Source organism: Paenibacillus shunpengii (assembly GCF_042684905.1).
In the GTDB taxonomy this organism is placed as follows: domain Bacteria; phylum Bacillota; class Bacilli; order Paenibacillales; family Paenibacillaceae; genus Paenibacillus; species Paenibacillus shunpengii.
In genome coordinates this window covers 519,987-538,013 of record NZ_JBHUMJ010000011.1, presented here as the reverse complement: position 1 = coordinate 538,013, position 18,027 = coordinate 519,987, and the positions used below count along the sequence as shown (strand labels likewise).

The 18,027-nt window shown below is 42.5% G+C and carries 18 protein-coding genes and 2 pseudogenes; 14 read left to right on the top strand and 6 right to left on the bottom strand.

The genetic code is table 11. The features are described 5' to 3' along the window. Nucleotides 1-7 precede the first annotated feature (7 nt). The 7 genes and pseudogenes from ACFSVM_RS24460 (at nucleotide 8) to ACFSVM_RS24430 (ending at nucleotide 9,030) form a co-directional block, all read left to right on the top strand. The gene (locus ACFSVM_RS24460; RefSeq protein ID WP_379265078.1) at nucleotides 8-2,995 is read left to right on the top strand and encodes a type III restriction-modification system endonuclease; all 2,988 of its coding nucleotides are present in this window, start codon (nucleotides 8-10) and stop codon (nucleotides 2,993-2,995) included. Nucleotides 2,996-3,109: 114 nt separating this feature from the next. After that, nucleotides 3,110-3,433, top strand: coding sequence for a helix-turn-helix domain-containing protein (locus ACFSVM_RS24455; protein WP_379265076.1), 324 nt, complete (start codon nucleotides 3,110-3,112; stop codon nucleotides 3,431-3,433). A gap of 149 nt (nucleotides 3,434-3,582) precedes the next feature. Next, on the top strand, nucleotides 3,583-4,005 hold the full coding sequence (locus tag ACFSVM_RS24450) for a hypothetical protein (protein ID WP_379265074.1): 423 nt from the start codon (nucleotides 3,583-3,585) through the stop codon (nucleotides 4,003-4,005). Beyond that, nucleotides 4,005-5,192, top strand: coding sequence for a DUF6575 domain-containing protein (locus ACFSVM_RS24445; protein ID WP_379265072.1), 1,188 nt, complete (start codon nucleotides 4,005-4,007; stop codon nucleotides 5,190-5,192). The genes ACFSVM_RS24450 and ACFSVM_RS24445 overlap by 1 nt, the downstream gene beginning before the upstream one ends. A 201-nt stretch (nucleotides 5,193-5,393) precedes the next feature. After that, nucleotides 5,394-5,474, top strand: a pseudogene (locus tag ACFSVM_RS24440) (DNA alkylation repair protein); the annotation flags it as partial. Nucleotides 5,475-5,788: 314 nt separating this feature from the next. Further along, nucleotides 5,789-7,528, top strand: a complete 1,740-nt coding sequence (locus tag ACFSVM_RS24435; protein ID WP_379265070.1) for an ABC-F family ATP-binding cassette domain-containing protein — start codon at nucleotides 5,789-5,791, stop codon at nucleotides 7,526-7,528. Between the two features lie 44 nt (nucleotides 7,529-7,572). Further along, a complete protein-coding gene (locus tag ACFSVM_RS24430; protein ID WP_379265068.1) occupies nucleotides 7,573-9,030 on the top strand; it encodes a DEAD/DEAH box helicase in 1,458 nt (485 codons plus the stop codon). Nucleotides 9,031-9,160: 130 nt separating this feature from the next. Here the strand turns inward: ACFSVM_RS24430 and ACFSVM_RS24425 are convergent, their stop codons facing one another. The 3 genes from ACFSVM_RS24425 to ACFSVM_RS24415 all read right to left on the bottom strand — a co-directional run bounded on the left by ACFSVM_RS24425 (nucleotide 9,161) and on the right by ACFSVM_RS24415 (nucleotide 11,844). Continuing rightward, a complete protein-coding gene (locus ACFSVM_RS24425; RefSeq protein WP_379265066.1) occupies nucleotides 9,161-10,027 on the bottom strand; it encodes an SDR family oxidoreductase in 867 nt (288 codons plus the stop codon). 96 nt (nucleotides 10,028-10,123) lie between these two features. Continuing rightward, nucleotides 10,124-10,972 carry a helix-turn-helix transcriptional regulator gene (locus ACFSVM_RS24420; protein ID WP_379265241.1) on the bottom strand — a complete coding sequence of 283 codons (849 nt, stop codon included), beginning with the start codon at nucleotides 10,970-10,972 and terminating at the stop codon, nucleotides 10,124-10,126. A gap of 152 nt (nucleotides 10,973-11,124) precedes the next feature. Continuing rightward, on the bottom strand, nucleotides 11,125-11,844 hold the full coding sequence (locus ACFSVM_RS24415) for a MerR family transcriptional regulator (RefSeq protein WP_379265064.1): 720 nt from the start codon (nucleotides 11,842-11,844) through the stop codon (nucleotides 11,125-11,127). A 177-nt stretch (nucleotides 11,845-12,021) separates the two neighbouring features. Here ACFSVM_RS24415 and ACFSVM_RS24410 point away from each other — a divergent pair, with 177 nt between their 5' ends. Further along, on the top strand, nucleotides 12,022-12,630 hold the full coding sequence (locus ACFSVM_RS24410) for a hypothetical protein (RefSeq protein WP_379265062.1): 609 nt from the start codon (nucleotides 12,022-12,024) through the stop codon (nucleotides 12,628-12,630). 108 nt (nucleotides 12,631-12,738) lie between these two features. Here the strand turns inward: ACFSVM_RS24410 and ACFSVM_RS24405 are convergent, their stop codons facing one another. After that, a complete protein-coding gene (locus ACFSVM_RS24405; RefSeq protein WP_379265060.1) occupies nucleotides 12,739-13,488 on the bottom strand; it encodes an alpha/beta fold hydrolase in 750 nt (249 codons plus the stop codon). Nucleotides 13,489-13,617: 129 nt separating this feature from the next. Here ACFSVM_RS24405 and ACFSVM_RS24400 point away from each other — a divergent pair, with 129 nt between their 5' ends. From ACFSVM_RS24400 to ACFSVM_RS24390, 3 genes are read left to right on the top strand one after another with little or no spacing between them, the layout of a single operon-like run. Beyond that, nucleotides 13,618-14,565, top strand: coding sequence for a helix-turn-helix transcriptional regulator (locus tag ACFSVM_RS24400; protein ID WP_076314192.1), 948 nt, complete (start codon nucleotides 13,618-13,620; stop codon nucleotides 14,563-14,565). 24 nt (nucleotides 14,566-14,589) lie between these two features. Beyond that, a complete protein-coding gene (locus ACFSVM_RS24395; protein ID WP_090724999.1) occupies nucleotides 14,590-14,862 on the top strand; it encodes a type II toxin-antitoxin system Phd/YefM family antitoxin in 273 nt (90 codons plus the stop codon). Nucleotides 14,863-14,889: 27 nt separating this feature from the next. Continuing rightward, complete coding sequence (locus ACFSVM_RS24390) at nucleotides 14,890-15,003, top strand: type II toxin-antitoxin system RelE/ParE family toxin (protein ID WP_371264555.1); 114 nt, start codon at nucleotides 14,890-14,892, stop codon at nucleotides 15,001-15,003. 63 nt (nucleotides 15,004-15,066) lie between these two features. On the opposite strand, the gene hepT is transcribed toward ACFSVM_RS24390, so the two are convergent. Then, nucleotides 15,067-15,474, bottom strand: a complete 408-nt coding sequence (hepT, locus tag ACFSVM_RS24385; protein ID WP_076314585.1) for a type VII toxin-antitoxin system HepT family RNase toxin — start codon at nucleotides 15,472-15,474, stop codon at nucleotides 15,067-15,069. Nucleotides 15,475-15,579: 105 nt separating this feature from the next. Then, a pseudogene (gene mntA, locus ACFSVM_RS24380) lies at nucleotides 15,580-15,876 on the bottom strand (type VII toxin-antitoxin system MntA family adenylyltransferase antitoxin); the annotation flags it as partial. Between the two features lie 81 nt (nucleotides 15,877-15,957). Between mntA and ACFSVM_RS24375 the strand changes: the two are divergent. From ACFSVM_RS24375 to ACFSVM_RS24365, 3 genes are all read left to right on the top strand, one after another. Next, nucleotides 15,958-16,959 carry a sigma-70 family RNA polymerase sigma factor gene (locus ACFSVM_RS24375; protein ID WP_371264554.1) on the top strand — a complete coding sequence of 334 codons (1,002 nt, stop codon included), beginning with the start codon at nucleotides 15,958-15,960 and terminating at the stop codon, nucleotides 16,957-16,959. Nucleotides 16,960-17,023: 64 nt separating this feature from the next. After that, nucleotides 17,024-17,449, top strand: a complete 426-nt coding sequence (locus tag ACFSVM_RS24370) for an SRPBCC family protein (RefSeq protein WP_090724997.1) — start codon at nucleotides 17,024-17,026, stop codon at nucleotides 17,447-17,449. A gap of 43 nt (nucleotides 17,450-17,492) precedes the next feature. Then, complete coding sequence (locus tag ACFSVM_RS24365; RefSeq protein ID WP_076314196.1) at nucleotides 17,493-17,915, top strand: VOC family protein; 423 nt, start codon at nucleotides 17,493-17,495, stop codon at nucleotides 17,913-17,915. The last annotated feature ends 112 nt before the right edge of the window (nucleotides 17,916-18,027 follow it).

Genomic DNA, 18,027 nt, shown 5'->3' with positions numbered 1-18,027 from the left:
TGGAACATTGAAAATTAAGTTTGATGAACAACAATATCAGCTTGATGCCATTCAATCCATCACTGATATCTTTGAGGGTCAAACGGTTAAAGTATCGAACTTTACCGTCAGTATGGGAGAAATTGTTGGACAAGAAATTACGGAACTTGGTATTGGAAACAAGCTAGAGCTATCTGAAGCTGAAGTCCTTGAGAATGTGCAAAAGATTCAAATGAGGAACCATTTAAAGAAGAGTACAAGTATTCAAGACTGGAACTTTACGGTTGAAATGGAAACAGGTACTGGGAAAACATACGTCTACACAAGAAGTATTTTTGAATTAAATAAAAGGTATGGATTTTCCAAATTTGTTATTGTTGTACCAAGTGTTGCCATTAGAGAAGGGGTATTCAAGTCCTTGCAAATGACAGAGGAACATTTCGCTAAGGAATACCCTGGACAACATTGTCATTACTTTAAATACGATTCTTCTAAGCTAGAACAAGTTCGTGAATATGCAACAAGCACAAATATTGAAGTGATGATTATTAATATCGATGCGTTTAAGAAAAGCTTTGATGACCCTAAAAAGGAAAACAAGGCTAATCTAATTCACCGTGAAAGGGACACGATGAATGGCAAAAGGCCTATCCAATTTATACAAGAAACAAATCCTATTGTTATTATTGACGAGCCACAAAGTGTAGATAACACGGATAAAGCGAAGGAAGCAATCGCATCATTAAACCCACTTTGTAAGCTACGCTATTCTGCTACACATAGGGACACATACAATCTAATGTACAAGCTAGACCCTGTTGATGCATATGAGCAAAAGCTTGTTAAGAAAATTGAGGTGTTATCTGTCAATTCAGATGACGACTTTAACGATCCGTATATTAAGCTCATTAGTGTATCGAACAAAAATGGATATAAGGCCACTGTTGAAATTGATGAGAAAAAGAAAAATGGTACTGTTACAAGAGTCAAAAAGGAAATAAACCCTAACGGTAAGAACAACTTATTTCTATTATCTGGGGAGCGGGAACTCTACCGAGGTTATATCGTTGAAGGAATCGACTGCTATCCTGGAAACGAAATGGTTGAATTTGAAAATGGGAAGACGTTGAAGCTTGGTGAATCAATTGGTGGTATTGATGGTGACCTACTAAAGAGATATCAAATAAGGGAAGCAATTCGTACTCATTTAGATAAGGAAAAGAGGCTTGTTCATCAGGGTATTAAAGTCCTTACACTTTTCTTTATTGATAAAGTCGAAAATTATCGAATGTATCCAAAGGGACAACCATGGCAAAAAGGTAAATATGCCAAAATTTTCGAGGAAGAATATGCAAACCTTATCAAGCTGCCTAAATACCGAACTCTCTTTGAAGAAGACCAGTACATTTCGAACCAAAGTGCCGAAGAGGTCCACGACGGATACTTTTCACAGGATAAGAGTGGAAAATTTAAAGATAGTAAACTTGCGAAGGATGGAAGCCTACGTTCGAATAAAGATGATGAATCAGCATTCGAACTTATCATGAAAGAAAAGGAAAAATTACTTAGCTTTGAGACACCGTTAAGATTTATCTTTTCCCACTCCGCCCTAAAAGAAGGCTGGGATAATCCAAACGTATTTCAAATATGTACCCTAGTTGAAACCAAGGACCCTTTCACTAAGCGTCAAAAAATTGGTCGTGGATTGCGCTTATCTGTGAATCAAGATGGACAAAGACAGTATGACGAAAATATCAATGTCCTTACAGTAATAGCGAATGAATCTTACCAACAATTTGCTGAGTCACTTCAGAAGGAAATGGAAGATGAGACAGGTGTTAAGTTTGGATACCTTGAAGAACAATCTTTCTCTACAATTACTCTGACAGATGAGGTCACTGGAGAGTCCAAGGAACTAGGCTATGAATATTCTGCCAAAGTGTATTCCTTCCTTGTTAAGGAAAAATTCCTTGATAAAAAAGGAAAGGTAGAAAACAAGCTAAAGGAAGCTATTGCAGCCGAAACTTTCGAGGTTCCAGATGAATTTAAAGAAATAAAACATGATATAGAACGGATCATAAGAAATTCTATCAAGAAGCTGCCAATATTCAATAAGAAAGACGAAGTGAATATTACTCTGAATAAGGAAGTACTTCTCAGCGATGAATTTAATCAGCTTTGGGACCAAATAAAATATAAGACTACTTATTCAGTAGACTTGGACTCAGATACACTTAAGAAGCATTGTATAAATGCAGTCCAAAAGCTAGACCCATTCAAGGCTAGGAAAATTAAAAGAGAAAATGCACTGTTAAAAGTGGATCAATCTGGTGTTTCAGGTGAGGGGCAGACCATGCGTGTTTATGAAGCACTAGAAGAGAAACGACGTTTGCCTGATATACTTCGTTATTTACAGGAACAAACAAATCTTAAAAGACGTACACTTGTTGACATCTTAATTGGTTCCAAGCGCTTGAAGGACTTTGAGAAAAATCCTCAGGCATTTATGGAAGCGGTCATGAAAATCATTAACAGAGAAAAGAAGAAGCTAATCATTGATGGAATTAAATATGAGCGAATTGGTGACCATGCCTATTATCAGCAATCACTGTTTGAGCATCAAGAACTTGTTGGGTATATGAAAGCTAATGCTGTTGAAGTATCCAATGAAAAATCAGTTTATAACTACATTAGATACGATTCCAATGTGGAACGTGCATTTGCTGAAAGGCTAAATAGCGATGATGATGTTAAGTTATTTGTGAAACTTCCTGGAACATTCGTGATTGATACGCCACTTGGTAATTACAATCCCGATTGGGCCGTACTTGTTGAAAAAGAAAGCGTCGAGACCTTGTTCTTTGTAGTAGAAACAAAGGGAAGTACTGACCAAGAGGATCTTCGATTGAAAGAGGACGGAAAGATTACTTGTGGTCGGAAGCACTTTGCTGCGTTAGAAAACGGTGTGGAATATAAGTTAGCTAATAGCTATGAGAAATTCAAAATGGATGTCTAATTGACATAAGTTTTTATTGACTTATGAGCGCCTAATGGGTGAAATCTTATTAGCAAATGGAATGTGATAGAAAATCACAAGTATTTGCAATCTAATAAGAGGATGCTGGATAATATGAAGACAAATTTATGCAACGGTTTCTTGTACGAAACAGAGGAAGAGTTACAACAGCTTTTGGGTATTGATGAATACCTTGATATGAAGTTCAATAAAGGAATCGGTGATTGGGAAGTAGAAGATGGTGATGTTCTTGAATTACCATCGTCATTAGCCATGGATGTCTATGTCAAACGTAAAGCTGAAGGCCTAACACAGCGGGAGCTTGCTCGGAAACTAGGTATCGGTCTTGAGACATTATCGAAGATTGAGAATGGCCATGAGAACCTACGAACTAAGGTTAGACGGAAAATGGAACATTATTTAAATGAAGATTACTAGGATACAAATCTTTAAAAGGATATCCAGGTCCATGTTATATATTATCATGTGACCTGGGTTTTTTTGTTTATTTAGCAGGAAAAAAGTAACGTTATATCGAAGTAAGGAATATGATTCTGATATATTAAGGCGGTTTAGAGGTGATTTAAATGGGAGAGAATGATTTGAAGGAGTTCCCAAATTATTTTCCAGAGAGTTGTCCCCCAATTGATAAGGCGATAAAAGAAGAAATGAAAGTATATAGAATAGTTCCATCGAACTCAATAAAAGCAAAGGATTTTATAGCACCTGGTGTTAGGAGAAAGCAATACGCTTCTGCTACCTGTGATAATCTTGCTCTTTCTGTTTTGAGTAGTGCTAACGACATACCTGTCGCACACAAATTTTTTTCTGGCATAGGCATGAAGAAAATGAATAAGGTAGCTGTCGGACATATTGCACCAGATACTGGTGTCTTTGTTCATGATTCTAGTCAAACAGTTGGAAATTCTCATGTGAATTGGTGGACATTTATTGGTGTTGAACCTCATACATATTTTAATGAGATATTAAAGATAGGAGAGGACATATAATGCATGGTGAGCTATATACACCATTAGGATGTCTGAAAATTTTGGATGTATTTTTCTATTATGATGGACCCCGTATATTTACATGTAAAAGTAAATCAATAGAATTTCTTGCTTTCTTGGTCGATGAACTAGAGGAATCAGACCATTGGTTGTTTATACCAGTAAGCAAATCAAGAGTTCAAGAGATTAAAAGAGGTAGGATATCTATTAGAGATGCAATTACAAATGCTGAGGACCACCTATATGAGGTACATCTTCCTGTAACAGAAGATTTTAAACCTACTACGCAAATCCTATTCAGTGATGATATTCCAGATGAATATTTACCAGAGGAAGATTCCTATGCACCTTTAAGTACTGTTACTCACTACTCGGAACTTCCACTAAAGCCGTCACCTACATTGGAAGAAGCTTTTGAAAGCCGTAGGGATATTTTGGATATTGCAATAGAAGGTGGAGAGGAAGATTATGAGCTTGGTTGTCAAAAACTTGGTGAAACATTAACATCAATTCAATATACCTTATATTCATTAGACCCAAGGTGGGATTCTAACTTGAGAAAGCCTCCTTTAGCTGTTATTGAGGACAATGCAGCGAACGTTACATCTTTATTTGAATCCTCATTTGGAATTAGAATAAAGTCAAAAAAATCAGCGAATATATTTGATGTAACGCCTGCTACTGAAGCAATGAATCAATTATCTGACCTTCTAATTAATAGTAAGAACAATGAAACGTTAAAGCAGAGTTTAAGGGCAATTAATCCAAGAGCGGTCATGTGGTACCAGAAGTTTCTTAATTCTATTCAAAGTACCTCTGGAAGCTTAAAATTTGAATGGGCGTCACCTAATTCGGAAAGTAAAACCGACTCAATATCGAAGGACCAGTTAGATTCAGCCATTAAACTTATCAATGAAAACTCTGAAACATATCACCAAATGATTGTAAAAGGAAAACTAATAGCAATAAATCTGAAAAGGAACACTTTCTACATTGAAGGTAATGACGGTAATGACTACTCTGGGAATTTATCAGAACAGATTAAAACAATAGTACGTAATGGTTATACTTTTGAGGTTCCAATGGAAGTAAATGCATTAATCGAGACTAAAAAGGTGATTAGTACATGTACAGATAAAGAGAGCATATCCTATAAGTTGCTTGAAGTTCATACAAAACAGCCTTAAGGGCGTATATATTATTTTTAGGGGTAAAAGGCTGCGCAAGTCCTTCTACCCTTTTTTGATTTAGTTTACCCTATCCAACGTTACGGTGAACCGTACCACAAGTAGAGCAAAATGAATTGCAATAAGAATTATAACGAAATTAAGTTATTAGTTTATCGCGCGAAGGACATTAAAAAAGATCACGAGCTTAGCAATGGAACTTGGTTAATGGCTAATCAGCTCACCAAAGACAAGAAGACCCTTGCATTAATGGAGTCATGGGAAAATAGCCCTTCTTCTCTAGCTGATGCAAGGTCTCCGTTTCTACAATTTGCTGTGAAACTTCCTCGTACGTTGGGAGCATAAACGTGATCCTCCTTAATCTTTTATTTATGGATATGAACACTCTTGCGGTATGTATTATGAGATAATTTATACATATATCCATGAACCAATCCTTCTAAATCAACCACTCAAGAGACCCAAACCCACAATCCAATTGAACTTACCATGGAACAGTGTTACGCTGAACAACGGCGACTCAGACTTATGTTCTGTCTTACCATCGCCATACACCAACAATAGTCACCATCCTAGCTATCCAGAAAGGTAATACGATGATCAAAGTTGATAACTTATCCTTTTCATTTCCGCAAAAGGAACTGTATAAAAATATTTCGTTCACGTTAGAAGAGGGCCAACACTGCGCTTTCATAGGTACAAGTGGTAGCGGCAAAACTACGCTGATCGATATCCTGATGGACCCTGAAAGGTATTTGTTTGAGGGGAAGCTTGAGATCGACCCGAATTGCAGAATAGGGCATGTCAGTCAGTTCTCGCAAGTAGACAACACAAAAGAAGTAACGGTCTTCGAATATATTGGAGAAGAATTCATTAAGATTCAGAACGAAATCACATCCATCTGTACAGAGATGGAAACCTCTTCGGATATGGATGACCTGCTGGAGAAGTATCAATTGGCGTTGGACGCGTTTGAAGCCATGGGCGGGGAAGATTTTGAAAGTAACATTAATAAGAAGCTAAATCTGGCCAACCTGATGAAGCTCAAAGACTCCAGCGTATCCGACCTGAGCGGCGGGGAATTCAAGCTGATTCAAGTGATGAAGGAAATGCTGAATCACCCGGAACTGCTAATTATGGATGAGCCGGATGTCTTTTTGGATTTTGAAAACCTGAACGCACTTAAGAAACTCATTAATTCCCACAAGGGCATGCTGCTCGTTGTTACGCATAACCGGTATCTGTTGAACCATTGCTTTAACAAAATCCTACACCTCGAAAACGCGGAGATCCAGGAGTTTGATGGGCGATATATCGAGTACAATTTCTCTTTACTTCAGACCAAGATTGAGATGCAGGAGCTCGCAGTCGCTGAACAGGAAGAGATTGAGCGCTATGATGTCATTATTGATAATCTTAGAGCGATCACAGAATATAATTCAGAAGCATCCAGAGGAAGGGCGTTAAAGGCCAGAGTCCGGTTCCAGGAACGATTGGAAGCACGTAGAATTAAAGCGCCATTTGTTGATATCAAGCAACCAAAGATTCGGTTTGAGCTGGATCATATAGTGGAAGACACCACTCTCATAAATGTGGAGAATTATAGTGCTGCCTTTGATGAGTTGCTTTTGCATCATGTGAACTTTGAAATCAAATCGGGTGATAAAGTAGCCATTATCGGTGCGAACGGTACCGGGAAAACGACTTTGCTCCGGGAAATCGCTCGAAATCAACATGACTCCATTGAAATAAATGCCGATGCTAAAGTTGCTTATTTGTCTCAGCTTCAAGGCGAAACGTTAACGGATTCGAATACCATACTCCATGAATTCATTGACGCCGGGTTTCAAACCTATGATGAGATTAGAGCTTATCTTAAACACTATGGTTTCGAAGGTGAAATCCTGGATCAGAAGATCGGAACGTTATCTGGCGGAGAGAAAAATATACTTCAGCTAGCCAAGGTTGCTGCCAGTCAAGCCAACATACTGCTTCTTGATGAACCGACAAGCCATTTAGATATTTACACCCAGATCGCACTAGAGAAAGCCATTATCGACTATAAAGGCGCGATTCTGATGATTTCACATGATTTCTATTCCGTTGTGAATGGTATGAATTATGTATTAATCATTGAAGATAAGACAATACGTAAGATGAGTATGCGCAAGTTCAGACAGATGATTTATGCGAGCCACTTCAGTAAAGACTATTTGGAAATGGAACAAAAGAAGAAGGCCGTTGAAATGAAGATTGAATTGGCTTTGAAAGATACGAATTTTGAACTTGCCAAAGTGTTGCTTGATGAGCTGGAAGAGCTGATTAAGCTGCTGTAAATGACAAATGCGTGGACATGTTACTTATATAAAGGGGTTACTTCATGAGTGAGCAAGTTGAGCAAGGCTTTGAAAGTTATGAATTAAGCGAGGAAATTATCCGTTCATTGGATAGCCTGGGGTATAAGCAGCCGACGGAGGTGCAACGTAAGGTCATTCCTTATGCGCTGGGGAAAAAAGATATGACCGTTAAATCCCATACCGGAAGCGGGAAGACCGCAGCTTATGGGATTCCGATCTGTGAGATGCTGGAATGGCAGGAATACCGGCCGCAGGTCCTTATTTTGACGCCAACGCGTGAGCTGGCCGATCAGGTTAAGCAGGATATAATGAACATCGGCAGATATAAACGGATTAAGGCAACCGCTGTATACGGGAAACAGCCTTTTCACAGACAGAAGGTACAGCTGCAGCAACGAAATCATGTTATTGTAGGCACACCGGGGCGGTTAATTGATCATATCGAGAAGCAGACGATTGATTTGGAGCAAATTCGTTATTTGGTCATTGATGAGGCCGATGAGATGCTGAACATGGGTTTCATTGAACATGTGGAGAAGATTATCCGTGAGCTGCCGCTGGAGCGGATGACGATGCTGTTCTCGGCGACGTTGCCTAAAGATGTGGAGCAGCTATGCCACAAATATATGAATGATCCGCTGGATATTGAGGTACAGACCGAAGCCAGAACGACGAGCCAAATCGAGCATTCCCTGTACGCCGTCAGGGACGATCACAAGCTGAAATTGCTGCGGGATATCACGATTGTGGAGAATCCGGATAGCTGCATTATTTTTTGCCGGACCCAGATCAGGGTTGAAACGGTATTTAATGAATTGACTAAGCACGGCTACCCTTGCGGCCGAATCCATGGGGGCATGGAGCAGGATGATCGTACGGAGATGATGAACGCATTTAAGCGCGGGGAATTCCGCTACCTGATTGCGACCGACGTGGCTGCCAGAGGGATTGATATCGAGAACATCAGCCATGTTATCAATTATGATTTTCCGCAAGAGAATGAAAGCTATGTCCATCGCAGTGGCCGTACGGGAAGAGCCGGGAAATCGGGGAAGGCCATCTCCTTCGCTACACCGTCTGAAGACAAGTTCGTTGCCAGCGTCCAGCAATACATCGGGTTCGAGATTGAGAAGCGTAACGCCCCGTCCAAAGAGGCCATCGCACGTACCCTTCCTGCTTTTGAAGCGAAGCTTGCGAATCAGCAGACGATCAAGAAGGACCGAAGCGCCCATCGGAATCAGGAGGTTCTGAAGCTCTATTTCAACGGGGGTAAGAAAAAGAAGATCCGGGCCGTTGACTTCGTAGGCACCATTGCTAAGATTGACGGGATATCGGCCGATGACATTGGGATCATTGTAATAGAGGATAACGCCTCCTACGTGGATATTCTTAACGGCAAAGGTGAACTCGTTCTGAATGTGATGAAGAATACAACCATTAAAGGGAAGCAGCTGAAGGTACATCAGGCGAACCGCCAATAGCGGGAAAATCTATGGTGGGGTATGTTGAACCGTATCATAAGTAACGGAAAGTTTTTAATTATGCTCCCCTGTAAGTACCGGCTACTTGCAGAGGAGCATATCAGTTGCTGTGGATGTCGAATTCTTAAAATTATTTCACCACATCATCTGAATCAGTGGAATAAGCCAGCTCTTTCTGTGCTTCCAGAGCAGCTAGTCTGTCTAGAAGGGCTGCCCGGATTTGCTCATAGGCGTCACTGCCCAGCGCCATACGTATCGGACCCTCTCCCTGATCCACACGGCGGATAATATGCTGCGCCATTTTATCTGGATCGCCGACAACCATTTGATTAAACATGCTCATATCTATACCTGGTAGTTCCCCCTTCATCAAGCTAACGAATTGACCTGCCTCCGTATCCCGGTACTCGTCCATCCGCTCGCCGAATATGGCGTTGCTTGTAATGAAATTCGTTCGAATTCCGCCGGGCTCCACTATTGTAGTCTTAATATTGAACGGAGCCACTTCCTTAGCGAGTGCTTCAAAGACTCCTTCGACCGCCCATTTCGAAGAGCAATACAGCCCCATACCCGGAATCGAATAATGACCCGCCATACTCGAAATCTGTACCATGTGACCGCCGCCCTGCTTACGGAAGAAGGGCAGGACTGCACGCGCTGCACGTAGGGATCCAAGCACATTGGTCATAAACTGGTGCTCAATTTGCCTGTCGCTTGCTTCTTCCACTGCGCCATACAAGCCATAGGCTGCATTATTGACAAACACGTCGATCGTGCCCAGTTCTAAAAATGCGCGTTCCACCACCTCAGCAATCTCTTGAAAGTTTGTCAGATCTAAATTAGCCTGCCAAAGTTGTGAGCCATACTGTGCCTGCAGATCATCCAGCACCCCAGGCCTACGTACCGTTGCGGCTACACGGTCCCCTCGATCAAGCAACCGGCGAGTTATACGTGAAGCCAATCCTCCTGATGCTCCTGTAATGAACCAAGTTTGCATGCTAAACACCCTCCATTCGTTGTCATCCACTGAATCATACAAACAACTAGAGGGTGCTAGCCACAGCACGTCTATTCTATTAACGGGAGTAACAGTCTACGGTAGCTGCCTGTCCTGCTCAAGTAAACGTAATAATCTCTCCTCCGTACCTGATCCGGGCACCGGAACAAAGAAACACCAGTGCAGTCCCGGGTTATTATCGATTACACCCGCGGAATGGAGCTTGAACTCCATCTCCTGTGCTCCAGGAACACGGAATAAAGCGGTGGCTACGCGTTTTTGCTTAATTTCATATAGCTCCCAGAAATGTACGAACTCGGCGCTTTCCCGCCTCAAGCGTTCAAACCGTTCCATATATAACGGATTGTTCTTGTAAAGATCAAAGCCTGCTCGCAGAACGGCTACAGCGTATCGGGCAAAGCCTTCCCAATTTACCAGTCTGCTGCGATAATCCGGCTGTAAAAACATAATGTTCATCATATTCCGTTCGTTGTCCGGCAGATTGCCAAAATCGGCTACGATCAGTTCTGCCGCCCGATTCCAGGCGATAATATCCGTCCCTTCGTCTGTGATAAAAGAAGGATAATGCAGTTGATCTACAATTTTCTGCAAAACTGTCGTATCCGGCCCCCCGTTATTTGGCACTATGATGATACTCGCCAAATCTACATTGGCTAGATCGAACAGATGCTTCTGCTCGTCTTCGTCAAGCTGAAGCGCTTTGCTGATACCTAGCAGCACTTCCGGCGAAGGATTAACCTCCTCGCCTTGTTCCAGCCAGGTATAGTAAGTCACGCTCATATGGGCAAGATAAGAGACTTCTTCTCTTCGAAGCCCCGGAGTGCGTCTTCGTCCGGGCAGCGGCTGAATCCCGGCCTCTGAAGGCTGTAGCCGTTCTCTGCGCGATTTAAGGAAGTCACCCAATGCGGATGAGGAACGATTCATTTTCAAGTGTGTCACCTCTATTTATTCATATGGAAGATACATATCGCTAGCCAAATGACCCCAAGCACTCTATACATGATTATTATAATCTCTTTATGTCCTTTTCGCCGTTATGACCGTTAAGCTGAACCTTCTCACAAGTAGAGCAAAATTTAGTTTGAATTTACCGGTGCTGAGGCACGGTTAGTAAGAATGTCAAAAAGCTTCTGCAAATAAAAAATTCCTCGTACTTGCTCTACGAGTGTATGGTCAATGTATTGTAAAGACTTAAGAGCAATTTCTTTAGCCCGAGCAACGTTATGGTTATCAAGATCCGACAATACTTCACGAACAACATCCAAGGAATAAACCACTCTCTGAACGGTACGAATGATCAGAATCTTTCGGACATCGGACGGGCTATAAATGCGAAACCCGCTCTCTTGGTGCCGTTCAGATTTAATTAATCCTTCTTTCTCCCAATGTCGAATTGCGGATGCAGATATGTTGGCCTCTCTCGCCACTTCTCCAATCGTAAAAAACGGTTTGCTGCGGTTGAGTGGAAGATCAGTAAGCTCTCTTAAATCAAGCATCTCGACTGTTCTTTGAACCGTTAGCTTCTCGGCATGCAGGTCCACTTGTGCTTTATTTATTAACCATAGAGCATCAAGTCTCTCCCCCTTGACGATGCGTGGCATGACTTCCTTGACCAAATCCATACCAAATCCTGATTTTAGGGCGCGAATACATTGGAAATACGATTCATGCTCCTGTGTATATATTCGGTAACCATTCGATGCTCTTTCGACTGTAGGAATTAACCCCCATGCTTCGTAATGCTTCAATGCGCTCGTGCTGATATTCAACTTTTTAGCTATATCACGGCCATTCATCAAACTTTCAACCCCTTGTAATTCAACCTTAAAGCACATGACTACTTCATTTAATTATACCCTATAATATAAAGGCTGATTTATTCAAACCTTACCATTTGCATTAATATTGTACGATAGGAGTGTAAGTCGAATAAATCCCAAATCAATTTTCGGGGCGAAAATGGAGGAGATCATTTGAGCAAAGTCATTCCGATATTGCCTTGCGTGAGCATTGATGAACAGTGTGAGTTTTATGAAAGCATAGGCTTAACAATAACCGCTAAAGATAAATCCCCATATGCGTATGCCGCTGTACGCTACGAGGATATAAACTTACTTTTTTGGGGCAGTAAAAAAAATGATCCCAGCGCCAACGCGAGCATGGTGTTCATCGAGGTTGAAGACGTCGACAGCTTGAATGCGGAGTTCTGCAGCAATATGAAAAGCGCATGGGGAAAAGTTCCGCGAACAGGATTTCCCCGCATTTCGAAGGTGAGAGAATTAAAAGAGGACAGGCGGTTTACTCTTTGTGACCCTTCAGGTAATACATTTTATTTCGGCACACCCAACAATGGAGATGCGATCACAATGCGTACGCTTGATAACGAACAGCTTGCCGAGTCGTTCGCGGTTATTTACGACTTGCTGCATTCGAAGGAAAGTCCCGAAATAGCAGCTAAGGCATTGTCGGTATTTAACCGCAGCAAGGTCGAGTTAAATGTTTCGGATAAGGAAAAATTAGCGGTTCTAACATCGGAGATCGAAGAAGCACTAAAGGAAAGAGATGATAATGGATTAACCTAAAGAATTAAACCAAGCCAACGTATTAAGGCAAAAGGCACCCTCACAAGGTGCCCTTTAAATTTCTTATGATACGTTGAACCGTATCAGGCGAGTTTTCCCTGCTTCAAATTATTCGCGTTTCGGTATCCGCGAGCACCTCAGTTCATTCGATAAAAACTCTACGAGAATCGACCTCAAACCTTCTGGATTGCTAATCATCGGTAAATGTCCGGTATCCAAGCTCCGTACGGCTTGCGGGGCAAAGTTTGAGATCATCTTATCTTGTAACGAAGAACTAAGCTCTTTATCCTTTGTGAGCTTCACAAACAGCTTTGGTACACTTGGAACGAGCACGTTGACTCGGTCTGAATAGACGCGTCTGGACTCCGGAATGAATCCTCTTACGACTTTCGCAGCTTGATCGGCTGGGAGGTCGTTGCACAATCCCGATTGGATGGAAGACTCCGGAGGTTTCGTACCTATGGTACGCAGCATGATAGACATTATGACTCGCTGAGGAAAAGGTAAAGCGGATAAAAATGAACCGCCCCGCTTTGGAATTACTGCACCTACAGCGACAATCCCCGCTAGTCGATCGGTCAATAAGGAGGCCAGTTTAAGAGCAGGCGCGCCCCCAAGTGAATGGGCAACGATTACGATTTTGTGAGGACCCCATCCATCTACTTGTTTTTTCATTTCCGTCACGTAATCCTCCAAAGTAAGACCGTTTCTCGATTCCACGGAACCTTTCCTCTGAGGATACTCAGCTAGTAAAAAGGGATGTTCGAACTCCTCTACAACTTTACTCCAAACAAGACCCTCTAAGCCCGCCCCATTGATGAAAACGAACCCTACTTTTTCTTGCGAATGTTCTATCATTAATATCAGACCTCCATTGGATTTGAGTTTAAATTGTTTTCTTAAAGTTATCGTATCACTAAAATAAGACAGTTTATGTCTTATTTATGAGATACAATAAAATAAACGATAAGAAACGAGGTGGACCCTTTGCAGAAGTCGCAGCGTCTCATTCAGTTGATCATGAGGATCAACGCCAAACCTTCTTTTACTGTTAAGGAACTAGCCGATGAATTCGGTCTGTCCACACGAACGATTACGAGGGATTTGCTGGAGCTCAGCGAACTCGGGGTGCCGGTATATTCTGTTCAGGGAAGAGGAGGAGGCTACAGGCTGCTTCAAGAAAGACTCCTGCCGCCGATAAGCTTTACGGAGAGCGAAGCGATTGCGATGTTTTTTGCGTGCCAGTCGATGGAGTATTTTGGTTCCTTGCCTTTCGGGGAGGGGGTGGACTCCGCCCTTCATAAGTTCTATCACTACTTGCCTGCCGATGTAAGGGAACAAATCGACCGGCTAAAAAATAGAATTATGTTCTGGAGTCCTTATCGATCGATGTCAGCGGAAGTTCTGCAAACTCTCCTGAAAGCTCTTATGGTTGGTAGTGTAGTCAAGATTAAGTACAAATCCAGCAGCGGTGTATCGGAGAGAGATATTCAGCCGATCGGTCTATATGCCAGCTCTGGTTATTGGTATTGTCCGGCATATTGTTTCACTAAGGAGGATATCAGACAGTTTAGAGCTGATCGGATTCTATCCGCTGCGCTCAACAATCAAATGGCTTGCCTTGCAGACATCAGCCAGAAGACATTATTGGATAAACCTAATCAGGATGATGGGGAACCGTCTACACTCGAGCTTAAGATGACAAATAAGGGGGTGTGGTTGATGGAATCTAATCCTCGGTTTCAACCCTTCATCCAGCAGAATACAGATGGGAGCGGAAGCTTGACGATGAAAATAGCGGCAGAGGAGATGAAGTTCTACGTGGACTTGATTTGGCAATTCGGGAATGAAGTCGAAATAGTAGCCCCCGCTGAAGCCAGAGCATTTATCCAGCAAAAAATCAAATCTATGCAATTGATTTATCTGTCAGAATAATGATATTAGAAAGGGTTGTTAAAAATGAACATCAAACCCTCGACAACAATTAGACAAGATTACGACGGTTTCTCAAAGTATTGCCATGAAATTGATGAACCTGTGGTATTAACACGAAACGGTGAAGCTGATTTAGTTGTCATGAGCCATGAGACATTCAGACGAATGGAGGCTCGCATCAAATTACAGTCTAAGCTGTTAGTAGCGGAAAAACAGATTGCAGAGGGTTCAGAATTACTTGATCATGATCAGGTAATGGAAAGAATGCGGAGGAAGATCGATGCCGCAAAAGAGTAAGATTAAATATACCCCAGCGGCAGTATTGTGGTGAGTCCGTATGTGGTGTTCTATCGGATCATAAATGATACAGTAGTCATCCACCGTATTTTGCATGGACGTAGAGATTATCTTCGAGAGTTGTTTAGCTCGTTTCAATAATATGAAATAGCTGCTCATGGGTTGAGTGGCTATTGGTGTCTAACTATAGAATGGAGAATACGACTATTCCCCCAACTGTAAAATCACCTTCGTAAAAACTTTAAAATCATCAACATGCTTCTCTATAATCGCCTCTAAAATCTCAAGCTCTAACGTCTGGTAGTCATGCACAGCAATATTTCGGAATCCAACCATATTCATCATGGTCTGTGCTAAGTCATTTTCAATTAATCCAGCGTCTAGCAGCAGTTTAAATGCGTCACGACTCGCTTTTGGCACGCCCAGCTTACGATTGCTGACAATATGCATGGCTAGGGCAATGCTCGCTTCACAAGCACGTTGAATATTCAGAATGATGCTATCCTGCTTCGTAAAGTCCGTTAGGTTTGCAGGGTTGCCCTCGTACACTTCATGAATACGTTTAATACAACGTTCGATTGTCGCCGCCTTATTCAAAACAACATCATTCATTGCCGAATCCGTTTCTCGTTCTTTAATCGCATCAATAATGGTAGCGCGCTGTTCGCTTAACGTAGCATACATGCTATAGGCACGTATTTTTTGGCGTGTAAATTCATTCTCGTTATGTATATAGATTGGAATGCCCTGCTCAAAAATTTGCATGGTGAACACGGTATCAACTTGTTTAATGTCGACTAAATCAACCTCTCGGTCGGCAATAGCCGCTAGCTCAGAAGCAAGTACAAAACGTTCATAAGGCGATAGCTGCTTGTCACTGAAATAAGCCAGATCGATATCACTTTCATCATGAGTTGTGCCTCTAGCGAAAGAACCAAATAGAATGACGAAGGCGGGACTTGCCTCTAGAATGATTTTATCTATTAACTTCTTTTGTAACTCTTCGATAAGCATGCGGATCACCTTCCTTTCTCGTATTATATAGTTTTTTTACAATAATGGAAGGGTGATTGCTAGACGCTCCTGTGTTAAACTATGACCAAATATATCCAAAATATCACCTGTCAAAAGGAGTCTGCTATGAGCGAGATGACATTGGATCTGCAAGTATTAGAAAATTTAAAACCGGCGTTAACGTCGTTCTGCTACAGAATGCTGGGATCCATCGATGATGCAGACGATGCTGTTCAAGAGGTATACATCCGTGTATGGCAGAGCAGAGACTCATTTCGGCAGGAATCATCGTATAAAACGTGGATTTATCGCATCGCCACGAACTTATGTCTGGACAAGCTGAGACAAGCCAAACGCCGTGCGCTGCCCGTTGATCTCTCTGAACCGGCGGCCTCCATCATTGAACCCCGCGAAACGTTGCCCGACTCCTCATGGGTATGGATTGCTCCTGATATGGGGGGGAATCCCGAAGAAGCTTTCATTCGCAAAGACACTCTACAGCTCTGCTTCATTGCACTACTTCAAACCTTACCGCCTCGCCAGCGTGCCGTACTTATCCTGAAGGATGTATTTGACTGGTCATCTAAAGAGATCGCTGAAGCGTTGAGTTTATCGCCAGCTGCCGTCAACAGCGCTTTGCAAAGAGCCAGGGAGACGATGAATCGGACCCGGCTCCGTTCCGAAGAGCTTAGCCGGATGGAGGTTCAGCCGGATCGCGAGCTGCTGACACGGTATGTGGACGCCTTTGAACAATTCGATGTCGACGCGCTAGTCGCGCTATTCCATGAGGAGGGCTGCATGTCGATGCCGCCTTTCCCGATGTGGGTGCGCGGCAAGGACGATTTGTTCAAATTCTTCTCTCTGACACGAAGTCATTGCGAAGGCTCACGCTTCCTGCCAGTTACAGTAAACGGCGGCTATCCTGCTTATGCGCAGTATATGCCAAGTCCTGATGCGTCCGTCCTGATCCCTTGGGGAATTCACGTCATTGAAGCGCATGATGGGAAAATACGGCATGTCCAAAATTTCATTAATACCAAATTATTTTCGCGATTTGGGCTTCCTGAGCAAATAGACCGATGAATTTCGAGGCCCCATGACGTCTATATCAATGAATAACAAAAAAACGATAAGAGGTGTCTTCAAAATGGGAACAAGTAATGGAACGAAAATAACGGTTCAGGCCGTCATTCAAGCGCCAATGGAAAAGGTATGGAGCTGCTGGACGGAGCCGGCACACATTATGAAGTGGAATCAAGCTTCTGAGGATTGGCATGTGCCGAATGCGGAGAATGATTTGCGGACGGGCGGCAAGTTTCTGACCAGAATGGAAGCGAAGGATGGCAGCATGGGTTTTGATTTTGCCGGTGTATATGATGAAGTGAAAACGCATGAGTTGATTTCATATACGTTAGGAGACGGGAGACAAGTCGAGATCACCTTTATGGAGCAAGGCAGCGAAACGAAGGTCGTGGAAACGTTTGACCCTGAAAGTACGAATCCGGTAGAGTTCCAGCAAGCGGGCTGGCAAGCGATCATGGACAATTTCAAGGCGTACACGGAGCGATCCTAAGCGGTTCGTTCGAATATCGTCCAAATCCAAGGAGGTAGTATGTATGACTTCAAAACTAACCCCGTATATTACGCTGGAGGGGAACACGAAGGACGCTATCCAGTTCTATGAACAAGCCATCGGTGCCAAGGTTCTCTCGCTTATTACGTACGGTGAAATGCCGGATATGCCAAGTACGTTTACCGATGATTACAAGAGCCTTGTGGCACACGCAAAGCTGCAGGTTGGTGAATCGGAGCTCATGTTTTCCGATGCTCCATGGGGTTCGCCTATTGCTGATGGAAAGCGGGTAACCATTTGCATTACATCAAATGAGGTGGAACAATCGAAACGAATCTATGATGCACTGCAGCAAGGCGGTCAAGTCAATATTCCGTTTAAGGAAGAGCCTTTTAGTCCTGGTTTTGGTGATGTGACAGATAAATTCGGCATAACCTTTCAGATTTTCACGGAATTTCAAAACTAAATGATGGCCAAGGAGTCGCCCAACATTGGTGCGGCTTTTTTGTTGCACAGTGGTGTCCAAATGGGAAGGATTGGGCTATTACTAAAAGCTATAGCTAGCCATACGTTTTACA